Raw genomic sequence first — 21,074 nt, forward strand, 5'->3', positions numbered from 1 at the left:
CGGTGGAACTACTGGGTTCGCAGAGATCCTGTCAGCCGGACCGGTCGGGTGGAACGGGGTTAATTCGGATCTAAGGAAGACTTGTGCCGTCGCACAGCCCGGGCCACCGACCCGCGAGATGACCGTCCGGGCTCGCTCAGCCGTCGGTCGGCCGCTGCCGGGGCCAGCGGCGCCCGCCGGCCTTCTGCTCCCGGCCCTCCCGAGCCATCCGACCCACCAGACCGAACCGGCTCACCTGGCGCGGCGTCGCCTCCGGGTCGGCCAGCAGCATCACCACACTCGCCCCGCCCAGCCGGGCCCGGTCGATGCTCACCGATCCGTTGGCCTGCAACGCCACCCGCTTGGCGATGTCCAGCCCCAGCCCGGTGGAGCCCTGGTCGCTGGCGCCGCGCCGCAGCGCCCGGTCCGGGTTGGCGATACCGGGACCGGCGTCGTCGATCCGGATGGCCACGTACCCGTCGCGGCGCGACACCGCCACCTCGAACGCGGTGCCCTGCGGGGTGTAGCGGAACACGTTGCCGATCACGGCATCCAGGGCGGCGGCCAGCTCGGCCCGGGGCACCGGCGCGGGAATGCGCAGCTGGGCCCCGGAGACCCGGTGCGGGCGGTTCTGGTCACCGGCGAGGGCCGCCCAGAACACCATCCGGTCCCGGACCACTTCGCTCACGTCGCACATCGCCGGAACGGCCTCGGTCGCCACCGCCTTGCGGGTGGTCTTGATCAACACGTCGATCTCACCTTCCAGGGTGACGATCGCCTGACGGATCCGCCGGATGCCGCGCCGATAGTCCAGCTCTGCCTGGCTGAACGAGCCCACGCTCGTGTCGTCGGACTCCAGCGCCTCGGCGTCCAGCCGCAGCACGGTCAGCGGGGTGCGCAGCCGGTGGGACAGGTCCGCCACCAGCTCCCGCTCCTCGGTGCGAGCCGCCACCAGCCGTTCCGCCATCCGGTTGAACGCGTGGCCGGCCTCGGCCAGCTCGCGCGGGCCGTGCGGCTCGACGCGTACGCCCAGGTCGCCGTCGCCGATCGCGAGCGCCGCCTTGACCAGACCCCGGCTCGCGTCGGCCGCTCGGGCGGCGAGCCGGTCCACCACCAGCATCGCGGCACCGACAAGCGCGACGGCCACCCCGGCCAGCAACAGCCACCGGCCGCCGCCACCCGCGTCGAGCACGGCGTCCGGGACGAAGACCTCGACCACCGCGGTCTGCTCGCCCAGCACCACCGGATCCAGCCGCAGCACCCCGCCGTCGACGTCGACGACAAGCGAGCGGCCCTGCTCCCGGGCCTGCTCCAGTTGCACCGTGTCGGCCCGGCCGGCGGAGGAGTCCACGTCGAGCCCGTGCACCACCGGCCGGGTCGCCGGGTCGCCGCCGCTGGCCTCGATCGCCCGGGTCACCACCTCCGCCTCGGTGCTGATCGCGAGGGCCCCGGTCACCAGCGCACTGCGGCGGGCCGCGTCGGCGATCGCCTCCTCACGGGCCTGCCCGCCCAGGGTCAGCCCGAGCGGCACGAGAAAGGCAAGTGCCAGCAGGGTGCCCACGCCGGCCGTCAACAGGGCCAGCGCCCTTCTCAGTCCGGCGCCACCAGCCGGAAGCCCACCCCCCGCACGGTGCGCAGGTAGCGCGGCTTCGCCGCGGACTCGCCCATTTTGCGCCGTAGCCAGTACAGGTGAACGTCGATTGTCTGGTCCTCGCCGACCGATGGCTGACGCCATACCTCCTCCAAGAGCTCCCGCCGGGACACTACCCGGCCAGGGCGGGCGGCGAGATACGCCAGCAGGTCGAATTCCTTGCGGGTCAGCGCCAACGCCTCACCGTCGAGGTGGGCGCTGCGCTCGCCGACGTCCACCCGCAGCCCACCCACGCTGTGCACGGCGGGCTGGGCGGAGCGACTGGCCCGGCCCGCGCGGCGCAGCACGGTGGTGATCCGGGCGTCCAGGTGCGCGCCGGTGAACGGCTTGATCATGTAGTCGTCGGCGCCGGCCCGGAGCAGCTTGACCACGGACTGCTCGTCGTCGCGGGCGGTGGCGATGATGATCGGTACGTCGGTGATGCCCCGGAGCATCCGCAACGCGTCCGAGCCGTCCAGATCCGGCAGCCCGAGGTCGAGCACGACCAGGTCCGGTGTCTCCGCGGCGACCCGGCGCAGCGCGTCCAGTGCGGTGCCCACCGCGTGCACGGCGTGACCCCTGTCGGTGAGGGAACGAAGCATCGCGCCGCGTACGACGTGATCGTCTTCGACCAGGAGGACGGTGGCCACCCAAGCACGGTACTCGGGGCGGCAAGTGCGGCGTCATTGCGGCCCACCCCGGAACCCGCCAAGCTGGTGCGACCATGACGTTCACCCTCTATCCGGACACCCGCCTGGCGCTGGCCCGGGACAGCCTCGCCGGCCTGTCCGTCGGCGACGCCCTCGGTGCCCAGTTCTTCGTACCGGGTCGCCCGACCAGGTCCTGGCAGGCGGAGCTGCCCGCCGGCCCCTGGGTGTGGAGCGACGACACCGAGATGGCCTGCTCAGTGGTCGCCATGCTCGCCGAGCACGGCGAGATCGACCAGGACGGCCTGGCCCTCTCCTTCGCCACCCACTACGACCCGGCCCGCCGCTACGGCGCCGGCGCGGTGGGGATGCTCGAACTGATCCGTGCCGGCACGCCCTGGCCCGTGGTCGCCGCGTCCGCGTTCGACGGGCAGGGCTCCTGCGGGAACGGAGCGGCGATGCGGGTCGCCCCGCTGGGCGCGTACTTCGCCGACTCGACAAGCCGGGTGGTCGCCCAGGCCCGGGCATCGGCCGAGGTCACCCACGCCCACCCGGAGGGGATCGCCGGTGCCGTGGCGGTGGCGGTGGCCGCCGCCCGTGCCGTGCGGGCGCGGCTGGACGGCGACCGGCCGGACCCGGAGCGCCTGCTCGCCAGCGTCGCCGCCGCCGTGGACCCGGTGACCGAGGTGCACCGGGGCGTCCGCCGGGCGGCGGGACTGCTCGGCCGTCCGCTGCCGGAGGTGGTGGACGCGCTCGGCAACGGTTCCCGGGTCACCGCGCAGGACACCGTCGCCTTCACCTGCTGGGTGGCCGCGACCCACCTGGGCGACTACCCGGCCGCGATCCGGGCCTGTGTCGAGGCCGGCGGCGACGTGGACACCACCGCCGCCATCGCCGGTGGGATCGTCGCCGCCCACACCGGGGTCGCCACCGACGGCGGCGTGCCCGCCGACTGGTTGGCCGCCCGGGAGCCGCTACCCGACTGGGCCTAGCGCCGGGCGCCCGCCTCGACCGCGTCCGAGCTGGCGTCCTGCGCCCCGCCGGCCTGGCTGCTGGTCGCCTCGTTGCCGGTCGCCTGGGTGCTGGTCGCCTTGGCGGCTGGCTCGCCCGCGTCGGAACCGGGCGTCACGGGGTCGGCTGCCGGCGGCTCCTCGTCGAGCACCGACCTGTCGATCTCCTCGGTCGAGGTGCGGCCCCGGCGGCTGATCAGCCAACCCACCACCGCGCCGCCGCCGAGGCCGGCGACAAGTCCGGCGGCGAGCAGGCTGTTGGCATTCGGACCGCCGTCGGAGGTGGCGGTGGTGGGCGGGGCCTCCGCGGGTGCTGCGCCGCCGGGGGCCGCGCCGTGTCCACCGTGGGCGCCCGGGTAGGCCGGGTCGCCCGGCAACAGCGCCAGCGCCGGCAACGGCCGCTGGCCGGGGCCGCTGCCCCAGCTCACCTGGAGGCCGTCGGCGTACGTCTGCACCAGCTCGAAGGCCAGCCGGTCGGTCTGCGGCAGCGGTGCCATCGAGAACACCAGCCGAGCCGGGCCCTCGCCCGCCTCGCCCTTCGCCCGCGACCAGATCAGCGAGGCGGTCACCACGTCGGTGGCCGGGCCGTGCATGCCCGCCACCGGCCTGTCCAACTTGCGGGTGGTGATCGTCGGTGCCCAGCCCGGCACCGACAGCGGGTACACCTCGGCGATCGGCGGGTCCGCGGGGATCCTGATCTCGATCTTTTCGGTACGCACCCCGGGCCGTTCGTCGGGCACCACGAATTCGAGCTTCACCGCGTTGCCCTGCTGGGCCTCGGCCGGGGTGAAGGTCACCCCGTCGGCCCACGCCGTGGCGGGCCAGAGCAGCACCACGGCCGTGGCCAGGGCGGCCACCAGCGCGCCCCGGCGTCGACGGCTGCCGCCGTGCGTCATCGCCATCTGGGTTCCCATCCGTGTCCACGCGGCCGGAACCGGCTCCGGCCACACCTGGTAGTTCGGATCCGGGGTCGAAAAGGTTCAACGGTGGCGGCAATCGGCTGCCGTCGGTGTCGACGACGGCGGCCCCCGGGGGCCCGATAGCATCAGTGAGCCGGCATCGGCACCATCCGTCACATCTGCTGCGAGGAGTCCTCCGTGTCCGCACCCCGTACCCCCGCCGTGGCCGACCCCGTCGTCGTCGCCGCCGGGACGACGGCGGCCGACGCGGTGGCCGCGGCCGGGCTGCCCACCAACGGCCCCCGGGCGATCGTGGTGGTCCGCGACCCGCACGGCGTGCTGCGTGACCTGGACTGGCGTCCGGCCGAGGAGACCGTGGTCGAGCCGGTCACGCTGGACTCGCCGGACGGGCTGAACGTGCTGCGCCACTCCACCGCCCACGTGCTGGCCCAGGCCGTGCAGGACATCTTCCCGCAGGCGAAGCTCGGCATCGGTCCGCCGATCGACAACGGCTTCTACTACGACTTCGCGGTGGACAAGCCGTTCCAGCCCGACGACCTGGCCAAGCTCGAAAAGCGGATGCAGGAGATCATCAAGTCGGGGCAGCGGTTCCGGCGTCGCCGCTTCGACAGTCTGGACGAGGCGAAGACCGAGCTGGCCGCCGAGCCGTTCAAGCTGGAGCTGATCGACGTCAAGGGCGAGGGGCTGGACTCCTCCGAGGTGATGGAGGTCGGCGGGGGCGAGCTGACCATCTACGACAACCTCGCCGCCGACGAGGACAAGGTCTGCTGGTCGGACCTGTGCCGGGGGCCGCACCTGCCCAATACCCGGCTGATCGGTGCGTTCAAGCTGATGCGCTCGGCCGCCGCGTACTGGCGCGGATCGGAGAAGAACCCCCAGTTGCAGCGGGTGTACGGCACCGCCTGGCCGACCCGCGACGGGTTGAAGGCGTACCTGAAGCTGCTGGAGGAGGCCGCCCGGCGCGACCACCGCAAGCTCGGCGCGGACCTCGACCTGTTCAGCTTCCCCGACGAGATCGGCTCGGGCCTCGCGGTCTTCCACCCCAAGGGCGGCATCATCCGCCGGGAACTGGAGGACTACTCGCGTCGCCGGCACGAGGAGGCGGGGTACGAGTTCGTCAACAGCCCGCACATCACCAAGGCGCAGCTCTTCCAGACCTCGGGCCACCTGCCGTACTACGCCGACACGATGTTCCCGCCCATGCAGTTGGAGGGCGCGGAGTACTACCTCAAGGCGATGAACTGCCCGATGCACAACCTGATCTTCCGGTCGCGCGGACGGTCCTACCGCGAACTGCCGCTGCGGCTGTTCGAGTTCGGCACCGTCTACCGGTACGAGAAGTCGGGGGTGGTGCACGGCCTGACCCGGGTACGCGGCCTGACCCAGGACGACTCGCACATCTACTGCACCCGGGAGCAGATGCCCGGCGAGCTGACCACCCTGCTGTCGTTCGTGCTGGACCTGCTGCGCGACTACGGACTGGACGACTTCTACCTGGAGCTGTCCACCCGTGACGACTCCCCGAAGTTCATCGGCTCGGACGACGACTGGGCGGAGGCCACCGAGGCGCTGCGCACCGCCGCCGAGACCTCCGGCCTGGAACTGGTACCGGACCCGGGCGGCGCGGCCTTCTACGGCCCCAAGATCTCGGTGCAGGCCAAGGACGCCATCGGCCGGACCTGGCAGATGTCCACCATCCAGGTCGACTTCAACCAGCCCGAGCGGTTCGGCCTGGAGTACCAGGCCGCCGACGGCACCCGGCAGCGGCCGGTCATGATCCACCGCGCGCTCTTCGGTTCGATCGAACGGTTCTTCGGCGTGCTCACCGAGCACTACGCGGGGGCGTTCCCGGCCTGGCTGGCCCCGGTGCAGGTGGTCGGCATCCCGATCCGCGACGACCACGCCGACTACCTGCACGGCTTCGTCGCCGCGCTGCGCGCCGAGGGCATCCGCGCCCAGGTCGACGCCGGTGACGAGCGGATGCAGAAGAAGATCCGCACCGCGCAGCAGCAGAAGATCCCGTTCATGGTGATCGCCGGCGACGACGACGTGGCGGCGGGGACGGTCTCGTTCCGCTACCGGGACGGCTCCCAGCGCAACGGGGTACCGCTGGCCGAGGCGGTCACCCACGTCCTGGACGTGGTCACCTCCCGGACCAACACCGGCCCCTCCGCCGAGATGTGACGCTCGGGCGGGGCCGTAGGATCGCCGGTGTGACTGGGGCGGAGGAGCACACCGACAGGGACATGGCAGACGGGCTGGACCGGCTCTGGACGCCCCACCGGATGACGTACATATCCGGCGAGGACCGACCGGAGGGCGGTTACGAGCGCCCCTCCGGATGCCCGTTCTGCCTGGCCCCGGCCCGGCCACCGGAGGAGAGCCTGGTGGTGGCGCGCGGCGGGCACGTGTTCGTGGTGCTCAACCTGTACCCGTACAACCCGGGGCACCTGCTGGTCTGCCCGTACCGGCACGTGGCCGACTACACCGACCTGGACGGGCCGGAGACGGCCGAGCTGGCCTCCTTCACCCAGACCGCCATGCGGGTCATCCGCAAGGTGAGCAGCGCCCACGGCTTCAACCTGGGCATGAACCAGGGCGGGGTGGCCGGCGCCGGCATCGCCGCCCACCTGCACCAGCACGTGGTACCCCGCTGGGGTGGCGACGCCAACTTCATGCCGGTGATCGGGCAGACCAAGGTCCTGCCGCAGTTGCTCGGCGACACCCGCGACCTGCTCGCCCGCGCCTGGCCCGCCTGACCCGACTGCCCCGCGCCGCCCCGGTCCCCGCTCGGGCCCGCCTCGGTCCTCGCCCGGGCCCGCCGCGGTCCGTGCCCGGCTGCCCCGGCTGGCCGTGCTCGGCTGCCCGTGCTGGCGCTCGGCTGTGCCGGCTCCGCGCGGCGGCAGCCCTCGGTGTGCGCCCCGGTGCCTGCTTCGTTCCACGCCGTGGCGCTCCTCCCGTCCGCCCCCTTCGCTCTGCTTCAACCCACGCGGCGGTCACCGAGCGAAGTCGATGCGTATCGGTAAGCAGAGCAAAGGGGGCGCGGCGCGGATCCTGCTTGCCGGGCCAGCCGCAGGTCGCTCGCGGCGTGGCACGGGAGTGGACGGAACCCGCCTCGGATCCGCCTCCCATCGGGTGATCCGTACGACACCGGGGCCCGTACGGATGATCGTGCTGGATGTTCGTCAACGTCTGTCCGAAAGATGGCACGATGCGCCGGTGGTGGAGTCGACGCGGACGCTGGGCCGCAGCGGCATCGAGGTCAGCGCCCTGGGCATGGGCTGCTGGGCGATCGCCGGCCCGTGGGCCGAGGGGCGCATCCCGCTGGGCTGGGGGGCCGTCGACGACGAGGAATCGGTGCGGGCGATCCGCCGGGCGCTCGACCTCGGTGTGACGCTCTTCGACACCGCCGACAGCTACGGCGCGGGACACGGCGAACGGGTCCTCGGGCGGGCCCTGGCCGGCCGCCGCGACGAGGCGGTCATCGCCACCAAGTGGGGATACACGTTCGACGAGCGGACCCGGCAGGCCATCGGGCCCGACGCCTCACCGGCGTACCTGCGCCGGGCGGTGTGGGACTCGCTGCGGCGCCTCGACACCGACCGGATCGACCTCTACCAGCTGCACCTGGCCGACCTGCCCGTGGCACGGGCCCACGAGCTGATCGGCGCGTTGGAGGACCTGGTGGCCGACGGCCTGGTCCGCGCGTACGGCTGGAGCACCGACCGGGCCGACCGGGCGGCGGCCTTCGGGCACGACGCACCGCACGCCGCCGCCGTGCAGCACGGCCTGTCGGTGTTGCGTGACGCGCCCGACCTGCTCGCCGTCTGCGAGAAGTACGACCTGGCCAGCGTCAACCGTGGTCCGCTCGGCATGGGGCTGCTCACCGGCAAGTACCGTCCCGAGTCGGTCCTGCCCCGCGACGACGTGCGGGGGGTGACCTCGGGCTGGCTGGAGTGGTTCCGGGGCGGGCGGCCGGCACCGGAGTGGCTGCGCCGGGTGCACGCGGTCCGGGCGACGTTGACCGCCGACGGGCGCACCCTGGCCCAGGGGGCGCTGGGCTGGATCTGGGCGCGCAGCGATCGGACCATCCCGATCCCGGGCTGCCGTACCGTCGCCCAGGTGGAGGAGAACGCCGCCGCGCTGGCCCTCGGCCCGCTCGCCCCCGACCACTTCGCCGAGGTGGAGCGGCAGCTCGCCGCCCTGCGTGCCGCGGCGCTGCGGGAGGCCGACCGCCCCTACTGGCCCAGCCCGATGCTCCCCACCGCCCGCCCCTGACCAGAGCTGCCTACGCCGCCCGGGCGCTGAGCCGGTCGCGCCGCGCCCCGGAGCCGGCCGAGCCGGCCACGCTGCCCCGGAGCCGCCCGGGAGCCGCCCGGGAGCCGCCCGGGAGCCGCCCGGGAGCCGGCCACGCCGCCGTCACGCAGGTCGGCTCCGTCCGGGACGGGGCACCGGTCAGCTGTGCTCCTTGCGGATCCGGTCGGCCAGGTGGGCGGGCATCGGGTCGTAGCGGACGAAGTGTCGGCGGAAGGTGCCGGCTCCCGAGGTCATCGCCCGCAGCTCCACGGCGTAGCGCAGCAGCTCCGTGGCGGGCACCTCGGCGCGTACCAGGGTACGACCCTCGGAGTCCGGATCCGGTTCGGTGCCGAGCACCCGGCCGCGCCGGCCGGACAGGTCGCCCATCACCGCGCCCACGTTGCCGTCGGGCACCCGCACCGTCACCTCGTCGACCGGCTCCAGCAGCGCCGGCTGCCCCCGCTCGGCGGCGTCGCGCAGGGCCAGCGCCCCGGCGGTCTGGAACGCCGCGTCGGAGGAGTCCACGCTGTGTGCCTTGCCGTCGACCAGGGTCACCCGCAGGTCCACCACCGGATGACCGGCTACCAGGCCGCGCTCCATCTGGGCGCGGACGCCCTTCTCCACCGACGGGATGTAGTTGTGCGGAACCGCGCCGCCGACCACCCGGTCGACGAACTCGAAGCCGCTGCCACGCGGCAGCGGCTCCACCTCGATGTCGCAGACGGCGTACTGCCCGTGCCCGCCGGACTGCTTGACGTGCCGGCCGTGCCCCCGGGTCGGCACGGTCAGCGTCTCCCGTAGCGCCACCTGCACCGGCTCGGTGTCCAACTCCACCCCGCCCGCGCGCAGCCGGTCGAGGACCACGTCGGCGTGCGCCTCGCCCATGCACCACAGCACCAGTTGGTGGGTCTCCGGATTGCGCTCCAGCCGCATCGTCGGGTCGCCGGCCACCAGCCGGCCGAGGTTGCGGGCCAGGGCGTCCTCGTCGGACCGGGACTTCGCCACGATCGCCACCGGCAGCAGCGGCTCCGGCATCTCCCACGGGGCGATCAGCAGCGGGTTCTCCTTGGCGGAGATGGTGTCGCCGGTCTCCGCGCTGCCGGACTTGGTGATCGCGCAGATGTCACCGGCCACCGCCACGCCCACCTCCCGCAGGGTGGCACCGAGCGGGCTGTAGAGGTGAGCGATCCGCTCGTCGGCGTCGTGGTCGGGGTGGCCGCGTTCGGCCAGACCGTGCCCGGACACGTGCACGGTCTGCTCGGGGCGCAGCGTGCCGGAGAAGACCCGGACCACGCAGACCCGCCCGACATGCCTGTCGATGGTGGTCCGTACCACCTCGGCGACAAGCGGGCCATCCGGATCGCAGGTCAGCGGCGGTCGTGGGGAGCCGTCCACCCCGGTCACCGCGGGCAGCGCGTGCTCCGGCGGAGCGGGGAAACCGGCGGTGAGCACCTCCAGCAACGCGTCCATGCCGACCCCGGTCGCCGCGCAGACCGGTACCACCGGGTAGAAGTGGCCGCGGGCGACCGCCTTCTCCAGGTCCTCCACCAGGATGCCGGCGTCGATCTCCTCGCCTTCGAGGTACCGGTCCATCAGGGTCTCGTCCTCGCTCTCGGCGATGATCCCCTCGATCAGCTCGTTGCGGGACTCGACGATGGCCGGCAGGTGCTCCGGGTCGGGCTCACGCACCTGCGGCGGCAGCCCACCCGTGTAGTCGAAGACCCGCCGCGTGATCAACCCCAGCAGGCCGACTGTGGATTCGCCGTCGTCACCGAGCATCGGCAGGTAGAGCGGGAGCACGTTGTCGCCGAAGACCCGCTGGCAGAGCGCCACCGCCTCGTCGAAGTCGGCGCGGGGATGGTCCAGCCGGGCCACCGCGACCGCCCGGGGCATGTCCACCGCCGCGCACTCCTCCCACAGCGCTGCGGTGGCCGCGTCCATCCCGTCGACCGCCGAGACCACGAAGAGCGCGGCGTCGGCGGCCCGCAACCCGGCGCGCAGCTCACCGACGAAGTCGGCGTAGCCGGGCGTGTCGAGCAGGTTGACCTTGATCCCGTCGTGCAGCAGCGGCGCACAGGCCAGGGCGACCGAACGCTGCTGGCGTACGGCGGCCGGATCGTGATCGCAGACGGTGGTGCCGTCGGTGACCGAGCCGGCCCGGGCGATCGTGCCGGACGCCGCGAGCAACGCCTCGACAAGTGTCGTCTTGCCCGCCCCGGAGTGCCCGACGAGCACCACGTTGCGGATCCTGGCGGGATCGGTCACCACCGGTACGCCGCCGGTGGCTCCCTTGTCCTGACTCCTCTGCGCCATCGGGCGCACCTCCCTCAGCCGGTGGTGGGTGGCGACCGCCGCACGCGACGGGGATGCGGCCCGGGCGGGGTGCTGCGGCGATATCCTCCGGTGATTCGCTGGGAACCGGGCAGTCAACAGGCGGCGGGGTGAGCCGGGTCACCCTTCTGGCTCGATCTCACACCCGATGACGGGCCGACACAACCCTCTCCGGGCGGGCCGCCGCGCCGACTGAGCGTGGCTGGTCAGACGGGCGGTGTCGCCGGCCGAGCGCCGACCGTTATCGTGGGACCGCCATGGCGAAGATCTTCCAAGTGTCGGCCCGCGCGGGGATGACCCGCGTCGTCGAGCCGATCGCCCGTAGCCTGCTGCGCGCGGGCGTGTCCCCCAACGCGGTCACCGTCGCGGGCACCCTCGGGGTGCTCGTCGGCGCGCTCGGCTTCGGTGCCCGCGGCCATCTGGTCGCCGGTGCGCTGATCGTGACGGTCTTCGCGCTCACCGACCTGCTCGACGGGACGATGGCCCGGATGAGTGGCGGGTCGACCCGCTTCGGTGCGTTCCTCGACTCCAGCATGGACCGGGTCGCCGACAGCGCGGTGTTCGGCGCGGTCGCCTTCTACCTGGCCACCGAGGGCAATCAGGCGGGCGTGGCCGCCGCGCTGATCTGCCTGGCCGCGGGTGGGCTCGTGTCGTACGTCAAGGCCCGCGCCGAAGGGCTCGGGATGACCTGCAACGTGGGCATCGCCGAGCGTACGGAACGACTGCTGATCGTAGGTGTCGGCGGCCTGCTCGCCGAGCTGGTCCACCCGGTGGCGCTGCCGATCGCGCTCTGGCTGCTCGCGGCGGTGTCCCTGTTCACCGTCGGCCAGCGGATGCGGCACGTGTACCGGCAGGCCCAGCAGGTCGACGTGCCGGGCGGCCACGGGTGATCGGCACAGCCGGGCGGTGTACCCGGTGAATCTCACCGAGTTCGGTTTCGTCGCCGGCTGGCGGCTGGTCCGTGTGCTGCCCCGGCCGGTCGCCGCCGCCGCGTTCACCGCCGGTGCCGACCGCGCCCACCGCCGCCGTGGCCCGGGTGCCACCCGGCTACGCGCCAACCTTCGCCGCGTGGTCGGGCCCGAGCTGCCCGAGGCCGAACTCGACGACCTGGTCCGCCGGGGCCTTCGCTCGTACGCCCGCTACTGGATGGAGGCGTTCCGGCTGCCCGCGCTGAGCCGCGAGCAGCTGCTCGACGGGTTCCGGCTGGACCGCGCCGAGGTCCTCGCCGCGGACGTCGCCGCCGGGCGCGGTGCGGTGGTGGCGCTGCCGCACGCCGGTAACTGGGACGCGGCCGGGGCCTGGGTCGCCGCCAACGGCTGGCCGCTGTCCACCGTCGCCGAGCGGCTCAAGCCGGAGGGTGTCTTCGAGCGCTTCGTCGCCTTCCGGCAGGGCCTGGGTATGGAGATCCTGCCGACGAACGGTGGTGCCCGCCCGGCGATCGACGTGCTGACCGACCGGCTGGCCGCCGGGGCGGTGGTACCGCTGCTGGCCGACCGGGATCTCTCCGCCCGGGGCGTGGAGGTGGACTTCTTCGGCGGCCGGACCCGGATGCCGGCCGGCCCGGCGCTGCTGGCGCTGCGTACCGGCGCGCCGCTGTACGTGGCGTCGATGTGGTACGAACCGGATGCGGCGTGCGCCTCGCTGGTGGGCCCGCTGCCGGTGCCGGGGCCCGAGGCGGGCACACTCGACGTGCGGGTCCGATCGCTGACCCAGCTGATCGCCGACGGTCTCGCGGCGGGCATCGCCCGGCATCCGGAAGACTGGCACATGCTGCAACGGATGTGGCTGGACTGAGGGGACGGGCGCAATGCGGATCGGCATCGTCTGCCCGTACTCCTTCGACGTACCCGGCGGGGTGCAGAACCATGTCATGGACCTGGCGGAGGCGCTGATCGGGCTCGGGCACGAGGTGAGCGTCCTCGCCCCGGCGGACGAGGACTCGCCGCTGCCGCCGTACGTGGTGTCGGCCGGCCGGTCGGTGCCGCTGCCGTACAACGGCTCGGTGGCCAGGATCGCGTTCGGGCCGGTCTCCACCGCCCGGGTACGCCGCTGGATCACCCGGGGCGACTTCGACGTGCTGCACGTGCACGAACCGCTCGCGCTGAGCCTGTCCATGCTCGCCGTGCTCTCCGCCCGGGGACCGGTGGTGGCCACCTTCCACACCGCGATGACCCGGTCCCGGATGCTCGCCGCCGCCCAGGGGGTGCTCCAGATCGTGCTGGAGCGGATCACCGCGCGGATCGCGGTGAGCGCCCTGGCCCGCAAGGTGCAGGTCGAGCACCTGGACGGCGGGGCGGTGGAGATCCCCAACGGGGTGGCGGTGGCCAAGTTCGCCGGGGTCGAGCCGCTGCCCGGCTGGCCGGGGGAGTGCGACCTGGGCAGCGGCGGCACCCTCGGCTTCCTGGGCCGCTTCACCGAGCCCCGCAAGGGATTCCCGATCCTGCGCGACGCCTTCGTCGAGCTGGCCCGGCAGCGTCCCGGCCTGCGCCTGCTGGTCGCCGGTCCGGGCGACCCGGACGACCTGTTCGACAGGTTCCCGCCCGACCTGCGGGACCAGGTCACCTTCCTCGGTCTGGTCTCCGAGGAGGAGAAGGCGCGGATGCTGCGCAGTGTGCACCTCTACGTCGCGCCGAACACCGGCGGAGAGTCCTTCGGCATGATCCTCACCGAGGCGCTCGCCGCCGGCACCACAGTCGTGGCCAGTGACCTGGACGCCTTCCGCCGGGTGCTCGACGGCGGCCGGGCCGGCCGGCTGTTCCCGACCGGCGACGCGGTGACGCTGCGGGCCACGCTGGCACAGTTGCTCGACGACCCCGTTCAGCGGGCGGAGCTGACCGTCTGCGGTGACCAGGTGGTGGCGAATTTCGACTGGCCCGTGGTTGCCCGCCGGGTTCTGGAGGTATACGCAGCGGCGATCGAGGCCACCGACGGGCGGGTGATCGACCAGGAGTGGGTGGGGTTGACCTGATCGGGAGGGACGGGAGCAGCACTACGATGCCGGGCATGTGGTGGGTGGTGGGCGCGACGGTGGTCGTCGCCCTGGTCGCGGTGTACCTGATCTGGACCGCCGGCCGGGTCGAGCGGCTCCAGGATCGTGCCCAGCTCGCCGCCCGCGCCCTGGACGCCCACCTGCTGCGCCGGGCCGCCGCCGCGGCGGTGCTGGCCGAGCGCCGCTACGGCGTCGAGCTGTACGCGGCGGCGCGCATCGCCCTCGACGCCCAGCCGGAGGAGCGCGAGGCGGCCGAGAACGACCTGACCCGGCAGCTGCGGACGGTTCAGCTCGATCCCACCGACGCCGACTGCGAGGCGGTCATCGCCGCCAGCCGGCGGCTCGCCCTGGCCCGCCAGGTGCACACCGACCTGGTCCGCGACGCCCGATCGGCACGCAGCCGGCCCCTGGTGCGGCTGCTACGGATGGGACGCCGGCACACCTGGCCGCGCTACTTCGACATCGACGACCCGACCCTCACCATCCCCGCCGCCGACGTGCCCAGCCGCTGAGCCTCGCTGCCGGGCCCATCCGCGCACCAGGCCCGACCGTGGCCGGGGACCGGGTGACGGCGACCACAGAGCAGGCCACCACGGGTCTGATTGGCTGTCGGAGCGGCGTTCGCCCGGGCGTAGCATCTGCGCTGCCACCTCCCGAGGACGCCTGAGGAGCGACAACGTGTCCGAGACGACTTCCCCGAACGCCGGTGCCACCCCGGTCGTCGGCACCGCGCGCGTGAAGCGCGGCATGGCCGAGATGCTCAAGGGCGGTGTGATCATGGATGTGGTCACCGCCGAGCAGGCCAGGATCGCCGAGGACGCCGGCGCGGTCGCGGTGATGGCGCTGGAGCGGGTACCCGCGGACATCCGTGCCCAGGGCGGGGTCTCCCGGATGAGTGACCCCGACATGATCGACGGCATCATCAACGCGGTCTCCATCCCGGTGATGGCCAAGGCCCGCATCGGCCACTTCGTCGAGGCCCAGATCCTCCAGTCCCTCGGGGTCGACTACGTCGACGAGTCCGAGGTGCTCACCCCGGCCGACTACGCCAACCACATCGACAAGTGGGCGTTCACCGTGCCGTTCGTCTGCGGTGCGACGAACCTGGGCGAGGCGCTGCGCCGGATCACCGAGGGCGCCGCCATGATCCGCTCGAAGGGTGAGGCCGGCACCGGCGACGTCTCCAACGCCACCACCCACATGCGGAAGATCCGCCAGGAGATCCGCCGCCTCCAGTCGCTGCCGACCGACGAGCTGTTCGTCGCGGCGAAGGAGCTGCAGGCACCGTACGAGCTGGTCAAGGAGATCGCCGAGACCGGCAAGCTGCCGGTGGTGCTCTTCACCGCCGGTGGCATCGCCACCCCGGCCGACGCGGCGATGATGATGCAGCTCGGCGCCGAGGGCGTCTTCGTCGGCTCCGGCATCTTCAAGTCCGGCAACCCGGCCCAGCGGGCCGCCGCTATCGTCAAGGCGACCACCTTCCACGACGACCCGGACGTACTGGCCAAGGTGTCCCGCGGCCTCGGCGAGGCGATGGTCGGCATCAACGTCGACGACATCCCGCAGCCGCACCGCCTCGCCGAACGCGGCTGGTGACCCGACGGTGACGGCACCCGTCATCGGTGTGCTCGCCCTACAGGGCGACGTCCGCGAACACGTCACCGCACTGACCACGGCGGGCGCCCGGGCCCACACCGTACGCCGGCCGGCGGAACTGGACGCCGTCGACGGCCTGGTCATCCCGGGCGGGGAGTCGACCACGATCAGCAAACTGGTCGACATCTTCGAGCTGCGCGGCCCGATCGACAAGCGGATCGCGGACGGGATGCCGGTCTACGGCTCCTGCGCCGGGATGATCATGTTGGCCACCGAGGTGCTCGACGGCCGACCGGACCAGCGCGGCTTCGACGGCATCGCGATGACCGTCCGCCGCAACGCGTTCGGCCGGCAGGTCGACTCCTTCGAGGCACCGGTGGAGATCACCGGCATTCCGGGTGGGCCGCTGCACGCGGTCTTCATCCGCGCGCCCTGGGTCGAGCGGGTCGGTGACGGCGTCGAGGTGCTGGGCACGGTCACCGCCGGCCCGGCCACCGGCCGGATCGTCGCCGTCCGCCAGGGCAACCTGCTGGCCACCTCGTTCCACCCGGAACTCACCGGCGACCCCCGCCTGCACGCCTACTTCGTCGACCTGGTCCGCGCCCCCCGCTGACCCTGCCCCGCCCGCCGGGCCACGTGAGGCAGCAACTTCGGGGATGTTGCTGCCTCAACTCGCTTCGAGGCAGCAACATCCCTGAAACTGCTCGGATCTTCGCGGCGGCGCGGCGGCGCGGCGGGGGCGGTGGGGCGGGTGGTTGTGTCTTGGCTTCAGCCGGCGACCGAGCGGAGACCGCCGGGGCGGCGGCCCAGCAGGCGGTCCAGCGCCGCGGCGCTGTCCGCGTCGGCGGGCTGCTGCACCACCAGTCGCTGCTGGTCGTCGGCGAGCTCCAGCGTCTCGTACGACAGTCGCAGCGGCCCCACCTCCGGATGCCGCAGCCAGCGCACCCCGCTGGACTGCACCGCGACCGGCCGGCGCTGCCACCGGGACCGGAACGGTACCCCGACGGTACGGTCGAGCCGTTCGGCGAACGCGTCGGTGGCCGGGTCGCCCCCGCGCAACCGGTGCAGGTCGGCGACCTGCTGGTCGGCGAGGTCGGCCCAGTCGGGAAAGTGCTCCGGTGCCCGTTCGTCGGCGAAGATGAACCACACGAGGTTGGGCTGCTCGTCGTCGAGCAGCCCCAGCGGGCGGGCCAACCGGTCGAACGACTCGTTCCAGGCCAGCACGTCGCCGAGCCGGTTGAGCAGGTACGCCGGTCGGTCGCGCAGCGCCTCCAGCAGCGTCCGGACCTGCGGACGGACGGTACGCGACACGAACGGCCGCCCACCCGCGCACAGTTCCCGGCGTTGGTCGACCGACGCGAGTTGCTGAAGGTGCCGCCGGTCGGCGTCATCGAGCCGCAGCGCCTCGGCCAGCGCGGCGAGGATGCCGGGCGACGGGCGGGTGTCCCGGCCCTGTTCGAGCCGGGTCAGGTACTCCACGCTGACCTGGGCCAACGTGGCCAACTCCGCACGCCGCAGGCCCGGTGTACGCCGCCGGCCGTTGGTCGGCAACCCCACCTGCTCGGGCCGCAGCGCCTCCCGGCGGCTGCGGAGGAACGCGCCCAACTCGCCGTCCATCACGCGTCCAGTCTGCCCCGATCGCCGTCCCGGAGCATGTCCCCACCAGGGCTACCCTCACGCCGGTCTCCCCGAGTGTCGCCGGCGGCTGTGGGATCGGGTCATGAACAGAACGCACGAGAACGGACCGATCACGGTGGGCCTGGTCGTGGGCAGCAGCCGCCCGGGGCGGCGCGGCCCGGCGGTGGCGAAATGGGTGGCCGAGACGATGGCCGGGCATCCGGCGGCGCGCGCGGGTGAGCTGACCGTCGAGCTTGTCGATCTCGCCGAGCAGCGGCTGCCGATGCTCGACGAACCGGTGCCGGCCCGGTTCGGCGACTACCGTCACGACCACACCCGCCGCTGGTCGTCGGTGGTGTCGGCCTACGACGCCTTCATCTTCGTCACCCCGGAGTACAACAGCTCGGTCCCGGCGGTGCTGAAGAACGCCATCGACTACCTGGATGCCGAGTGGCGCGGCAAGCCGGCCGGAGTGCTCAGTTACGGCGCTCGCGGGGGCGGGCAGGCGGCCGAGCACCTCCGGGTGATCCTGGGCGAGGTGGGCATGGCCGTCGTACCGGGCCACGTCGAGTTGCAGCTCTTCACCGATTTCCAGTGGCCCGCCGAGCGCGCCACCGACCCGACCGCGCCCGCCCGGATCGCACCCGCGCCGCAACGTGCGGCCGAGGTGGCCCTGATGGTGAGCGCGCTGGTGGACGCCGGCCGCGGCGCGGTGCCGGTGCGATGAGCGTGGACACCCTGCTGATCAATTACCGGGTCCGGGCCGACCGCCTCGACGAGCATCTGGCCCTGCTCGACGCGGTGTACCGGGACCTGGCCCGGCTCCGCCCGCCCGGGTTCCGCTATCAGACCCTGCGACTCGACGACGGGCTCAGCTTCATCGACGTCGTCATGGGGCCGGATCTGCCCGGACCGCTGCCGTCGCTGGAGTCGTTCGGCCGCTTCCGGGCGGAGCTCGACGAGCGCTGCGAGCAGCGCAGCACTGCCGAGTTCACGGTGCTGGGGTCGTACGGCATGGGGGAGTGACTTCGTCCGCTTTGTGTCGATCGGGGGAGAGCGGGCCGGCGGCTGACGTGCGGCGGGTGACGGTCACCCGCCGCACGTCGGTAGGATTGTCGAGATTCGGCAGGGCCATCTGGCCGCCACTGCTTCCACCAGAGCTGACCGGCACCACCGTGTGCGCCGGTGCGGAGCGGGGCGCTCGGTGCGGTCGATGCAGACGGCGGGTAGCAACGGAGGTAACAGATGTCCGGCCACTCAAAGTGGGCGACGACCAAGCACAAGAAGGCGGTCATCGACGCCAAGCGCGGCAAGATGTTCGCCAAGCTGATCAAGAACGTGGAGGTCGCGGCGCGTACCGGCGGCGGTGATCCGGCCGGCAACCCGACGCTCTACGACGCGATCCAGAAGGCCAAGAAGAACTCGGTCCCCAACGACAACATCGACCGGGCCGTCAAGCGCGGCTCCGGCCTGGAGGCCGGCGGGGCCGACTACCAGACGATCATGTACGAGGGGTACGGCCCGAACGGTGTCGCGCTGCTGATCGAGTGCCTGACCGACAACCGCAACCGCGCCGCCACCGAGGTGCGCACCGCGCTGACCCGCAACGGCGGCTCGTTCGCCGACGCCGGCTCTGTGTCGTACATGTTCTCCCGCAAGGGCGTGGTGATCGTGCCCAAGGCCGGCACCACCGAGGACGACGTGATGATGGCCGTCCTCGACGCGGGCGCCGAGGAGGTCAACGACCTCGACGAGGCGTTCGAGGTGGTGTCCGAGCCCGGTGACCTGCTCGCCGTGCGGACCGCCCTGCAGGACGCCGGCATCGAGTACGAGTCGGCCGAGTCCTCGCTGGTGCCCAGCGTCACCGTGCCGCTGGACGAGGAGGGCGCGCGCAAGATCTTCAAGCTGATCGACGTCCTGGAGGACAGCGACGACGTGCAGAACGTCTACGCCAACTTCGACGTCTCCGACGAGGTCATGGCCGCCGTCGGCTGACCCCGCGTACGAGTCGAAGGCGCTGACCCCACCGGGTCGGCGCCTTCTTCATTCGTCGCCTTCAGCCGCTCCCCACCGGCGTGTCGAGCGCAGCAGATCGCTTGTCGCGATTGGTCGAGTGCGGAGCCGGCGCTAGGGGTTGCTAGAGATATCTTTCTAAAGCATTCTCTACTGTATGGCTGACGAGACACCTCGGCGCGCGCTCAAGGTCACCGACCCGCGTGCCCTGCGGGCGTACGCCCACCCGCTGCGGATGCGTCTGATCGGGCTGCTGCGCGGCGAAGGGCCGATGACCGCGACCCAGGCGGCGGCTCGGCTCGACGACAACGTGCCGAACTGCTCGTTCCACCTGCGGCAACTCGCCAAGTACGGGTTCGCCGAACGGGTACCCGGGGCGGACGCTCGGGAACGGCCCTGGCGGGCCACCACGCAGTACACCTCCTGGGACGACGACTCCGACGACCCGGACATGCGGGCCGCCACGGACCAGATCAACAGCGTGATGGTCGGCATCTACCTGCAACGCGCACAGGACTACCTCGCGATCCGCGCCGACGAGCCCGCCGAGTGGCGCGCCGCGGCCGGCTTCGGCGACGCGTTGCTGCACGTCACCGCCGCCGAGCTGGGTGAGATCACGGAACAGGTCGACGCCCTGCTGGCCCGGTACGACGAACGGATCGCCGACCCGGCGAAACGCCCACCCGGGTCCCGCCCGGTGACCTTCGTCCAGATGGCGCTACCGCGTGCAGCCGTACCCCCGGAAAGGACAGCGGGCGGAGACGGGCCGTGACCGAAACTCTCGCCCTGACCGACCCGGCGCCGCCGCGCCGGCCACGCATCCCACGGCTGCTTCGGCGGGCGGCCTTCCGCCGCTACTGGTCCGCGCAGACCGTCTCGCTCTTCGGCGACCAGATCATCGTGCTCGCCGTGCCGCTGCTGGCCGTGCTCGCCTTCGGCGCCGGACCCGCCGAGATGGGCTACCTGACCGCCGCCTCGCTGCTGCCGAACCTGTTCTTCTCCATGCCGGCCGGCGCCTGGGTGGACCGGTATCCCCGCCGCCGCCAGGTAATGATCGTCGCCGACGTCGGTCGGGCGGGCCTGCTGCTGGCCGTGCCGCTGCTGTGGTGGGCGGGCGTGCTGAACCTGCCGCTGCTCTGTGCCGTCACCTTCCTGATCGGCGTCCTCTCGATGTTCTTCGAGGTGGCGCACGTCAGCCTGTTCGCCACCCTGGTCCGACGGTCCGACTACGTGGACGCCAACAGTCTGATCAACGGCAGCAGGGCCATGTCGCACGTGGCCGGCCCGAGCATCGGTGGCGTGCTCGTGCAGGTGCTCACCGCCCCGGTCGCACTCTTATCCGGGGTGCTCACCTACCTGACCTCGGCGGTCTTCCTGGCCCGGATGACGGTCACCGAGCATCCCGTGGCGAGCGGACCCGGCCGGGGCATGGCCGCCGGCGTGCGGTACGTGGTCCGCTCGGCGATCCTGCGGGCGACCCTGCTCGGCACCACCACGCTCAACCTGTTCAACTACATGTTCGCCGCGCTCTTCGTGCTCTACGTGACCACCAGTCTGGAGGTGTCCCCGGGCGTGCTGGGCCTGATCATCGGGGCCGGCTCGTTCGGTGGACTGCTCGGCGCGGCAGTCACCGGCCCGGTCAGCCGCCGGATCGGCATCGGCCCCGCGGTCCTCCTCGGTTTCGTCGCCTTCCCGGCTCCACTGATCCTCGTGCCGCTGGCCACCGGGCCGCAGCCGCTGGTGCTCGCGCTGCTGTTCGTCGCCGAGTTCGTCGCCGCGCTGGGCGTCATGGTCCTCGACATCGCCGTCGGATCGGTGCAGATCGCCGCCACACCTGTGGCGATGCTCGCCGTGGTCTCCGGTTTCCGCCGCACCGTCAACTACGGCATCCGGCCGATCGGTGCCGTGCTCGGCGGGACCCTCGGCGCTGCGATCGGGGTACGGCCCGCCCTCTGGATCGCCAGTCTCGGAGCCCTGCTCGGGGTGCTCTGGGTCGTCTTCTCCCCGCTGCGCACCATGCGCACGCTGCCCGAGAGCTGAGGCTAC

The 21,074-nt window shown here is 72.6% G+C and carries 19 protein-coding genes and 1 pseudogene; 15 read left to right on the top strand and 5 right to left on the bottom strand.

Annotated features, from left to right (window positions below; genetic code table 11):
* Positions 1–136: 136 nt before the first annotated feature.
* Complete coding sequence (locus AB0I71_RS22375) at positions 137–1,552, bottom strand: HAMP domain-containing sensor histidine kinase (protein ID WP_357587553.1); 1,416 nt, start codon at positions 1,550–1,552, stop codon at positions 137–139.
* Between the two features lie 17 nt (positions 1,553–1,569).
* A complete protein-coding gene (locus tag AB0I71_RS22380; protein WP_357587555.1) occupies positions 1,570–2,259 on the bottom strand; it encodes a response regulator transcription factor in 690 nt (229 codons plus the stop codon).
* A gap of 74 nt (positions 2,260–2,333) precedes the next feature.
* Here AB0I71_RS22380 and AB0I71_RS22385 point away from each other — a divergent pair, with 74 nt between their 5' ends.
* On the top strand, positions 2,334–3,248 hold the full coding sequence (locus tag AB0I71_RS22385) for an ADP-ribosylglycohydrolase family protein (protein WP_357587557.1): 915 nt from the start codon (positions 2,334–2,336) through the stop codon (positions 3,246–3,248).
* Here AB0I71_RS22385 and AB0I71_RS22390 read toward each other — a convergent pair.
* Positions 3,245–4,168: a DUF1775 domain-containing protein gene (locus AB0I71_RS22390; protein WP_357587559.1), complete on the bottom strand. Its 924-nt coding sequence runs from the start codon at positions 4,166–4,168 to the stop codon at positions 3,245–3,247. The genes AB0I71_RS22385 and AB0I71_RS22390 overlap by 4 nt on opposite strands.
* Before the next feature lie 195 nt (positions 4,169–4,363).
* On the opposite strand from AB0I71_RS22390, the gene thrS reads away from it, so the two are divergent.
* From thrS to AB0I71_RS22405, 3 genes are all read left to right on the top strand, one after another.
* The gene (thrS, locus tag AB0I71_RS22395; protein ID WP_357587561.1) at positions 4,364–6,370 is read left to right on the top strand and encodes a threonine--tRNA ligase; all 2,007 of its coding nucleotides are present in this window, start codon (positions 4,364–4,366) and stop codon (positions 6,368–6,370) included.
* Positions 6,371–6,432: 62 nt separating this feature from the next.
* Positions 6,433–6,945 carry an HIT domain-containing protein gene (locus tag AB0I71_RS22400; protein WP_357587699.1) on the top strand — a complete coding sequence of 171 codons (513 nt, stop codon included), beginning with the start codon at positions 6,433–6,435 and terminating at the stop codon, positions 6,943–6,945.
* A 460-nt stretch (positions 6,946–7,405) separates the two neighbouring features.
* Positions 7,406–8,464: an aldo/keto reductase gene (locus AB0I71_RS22405; protein WP_357587563.1), complete on the top strand. Its 1,059-nt coding sequence runs from the start codon at positions 7,406–7,408 to the stop codon at positions 8,462–8,464.
* 177 nt (positions 8,465–8,641) lie between these two features.
* Here AB0I71_RS22405 and AB0I71_RS22410 read toward each other — a convergent pair whose 3' ends face one another.
* On the bottom strand, positions 8,642–10,795 hold the full coding sequence (locus tag AB0I71_RS22410) for an elongation factor G-like protein EF-G2 (protein ID WP_357587565.1): 2,154 nt from the start codon (positions 10,793–10,795) through the stop codon (positions 8,642–8,644).
* Positions 10,796–11,070: 275 nt separating this feature from the next.
* On the opposite strand from AB0I71_RS22410, the gene pgsA reads away from it, so the two are divergent.
* From pgsA to pdxT, 6 genes are all read left to right on the top strand, one after another.
* Complete coding sequence (gene pgsA / locus AB0I71_RS22415; RefSeq protein WP_357587567.1) at positions 11,071–11,703, top strand: phosphatidylinositol phosphate synthase; 633 nt, start codon at positions 11,071–11,073, stop codon at positions 11,701–11,703.
* A 25-nt stretch (positions 11,704–11,728) separates the two neighbouring features.
* Entirely contained in the window at positions 11,729–12,607 is an 879-nt protein-coding gene (locus tag AB0I71_RS22420) for a phosphatidylinositol mannoside acyltransferase (RefSeq protein ID WP_357587569.1), read from the top strand.
* A gap of 13 nt (positions 12,608–12,620) precedes the next feature.
* A complete protein-coding gene (locus tag AB0I71_RS22425; protein ID WP_357587571.1) occupies positions 12,621–13,781 on the top strand; it encodes a glycosyltransferase family 4 protein in 1,161 nt (386 codons plus the stop codon).
* 35 nt (positions 13,782–13,816) lie between these two features.
* Positions 13,817–14,314 carry a hypothetical protein gene (locus tag AB0I71_RS22430; protein ID WP_357587573.1) on the top strand — a complete coding sequence of 166 codons (498 nt, stop codon included), beginning with the start codon at positions 13,817–13,819 and terminating at the stop codon, positions 14,312–14,314.
* Positions 14,315–14,480: 166 nt separating this feature from the next.
* Positions 14,481–15,398, top strand: a complete 918-nt coding sequence (gene pdxS, locus AB0I71_RS22435) for a pyridoxal 5'-phosphate synthase lyase subunit PdxS (RefSeq protein ID WP_357587575.1) — start codon at positions 14,481–14,483, stop codon at positions 15,396–15,398.
* A gap of 7 nt (positions 15,399–15,405) precedes the next feature.
* Complete coding sequence (pdxT, locus tag AB0I71_RS22440; RefSeq protein ID WP_357587577.1) at positions 15,406–16,011, top strand: pyridoxal 5'-phosphate synthase glutaminase subunit PdxT; 606 nt, start codon at positions 15,406–15,408, stop codon at positions 16,009–16,011.
* Between the two features lie 155 nt (positions 16,012–16,166).
* Here pdxT and AB0I71_RS22445 read toward each other — a convergent pair whose 3' ends face one another.
* Positions 16,167–17,015: a helix-turn-helix transcriptional regulator gene (locus AB0I71_RS22445; protein WP_357587701.1), complete on the bottom strand. Its 849-nt coding sequence runs from the start codon at positions 17,013–17,015 to the stop codon at positions 16,167–16,169.
* 103 nt (positions 17,016–17,118) lie between these two features.
* On the opposite strand from AB0I71_RS22445, the gene AB0I71_RS22450 reads away from it, so the two are divergent.
* The 5 genes and pseudogenes from AB0I71_RS22450 to AB0I71_RS22470 all read left to right on the top strand — a co-directional run bounded on the left by AB0I71_RS22450 (position 17,119) and on the right by AB0I71_RS22470 (position 21,068).
* Positions 17,119–17,742 carry an NAD(P)H-dependent oxidoreductase gene (locus AB0I71_RS22450; RefSeq protein WP_357587579.1) on the top strand — a complete coding sequence of 208 codons (624 nt, stop codon included), beginning with the start codon at positions 17,119–17,121 and terminating at the stop codon, positions 17,740–17,742.
* Complete coding sequence (locus AB0I71_RS22455) at positions 17,739–18,041, top strand: hypothetical protein (RefSeq protein ID WP_357587581.1); 303 nt, start codon at positions 17,739–17,741, stop codon at positions 18,039–18,041. The genes AB0I71_RS22450 and AB0I71_RS22455 overlap by 4 nt, the downstream gene beginning before the upstream one ends.
* A 219-nt stretch (positions 18,042–18,260) precedes the next feature.
* On the top strand, positions 18,261–19,010 hold the full coding sequence (locus tag AB0I71_RS22460) for a YebC/PmpR family DNA-binding transcriptional regulator (RefSeq protein WP_099846556.1): 750 nt from the start codon (positions 18,261–18,263) through the stop codon (positions 19,008–19,010).
* A gap of 175 nt (positions 19,011–19,185) precedes the next feature.
* Positions 19,186–19,801, top strand: a pseudogene (locus tag AB0I71_RS22465) (helix-turn-helix domain-containing protein); the annotation flags it as partial.
* Positions 19,797–21,068, top strand: a complete 1,272-nt coding sequence (locus AB0I71_RS22470; protein WP_357587584.1) for an MFS transporter — start codon at positions 19,797–19,799, stop codon at positions 21,066–21,068. The pseudogene AB0I71_RS22465 and the gene AB0I71_RS22470, both read left to right, overlap by 5 nt.
* The last annotated feature ends 6 nt before the right edge of the window (positions 21,069–21,074 follow it).

The sequence above is a fragment of the Micromonospora sp. NPDC049891 genome (assembly GCF_040660295.1).
In the GTDB taxonomy this organism is placed as follows: domain Bacteria; phylum Actinomycetota; class Actinomycetes; order Mycobacteriales; family Micromonosporaceae; genus Micromonospora.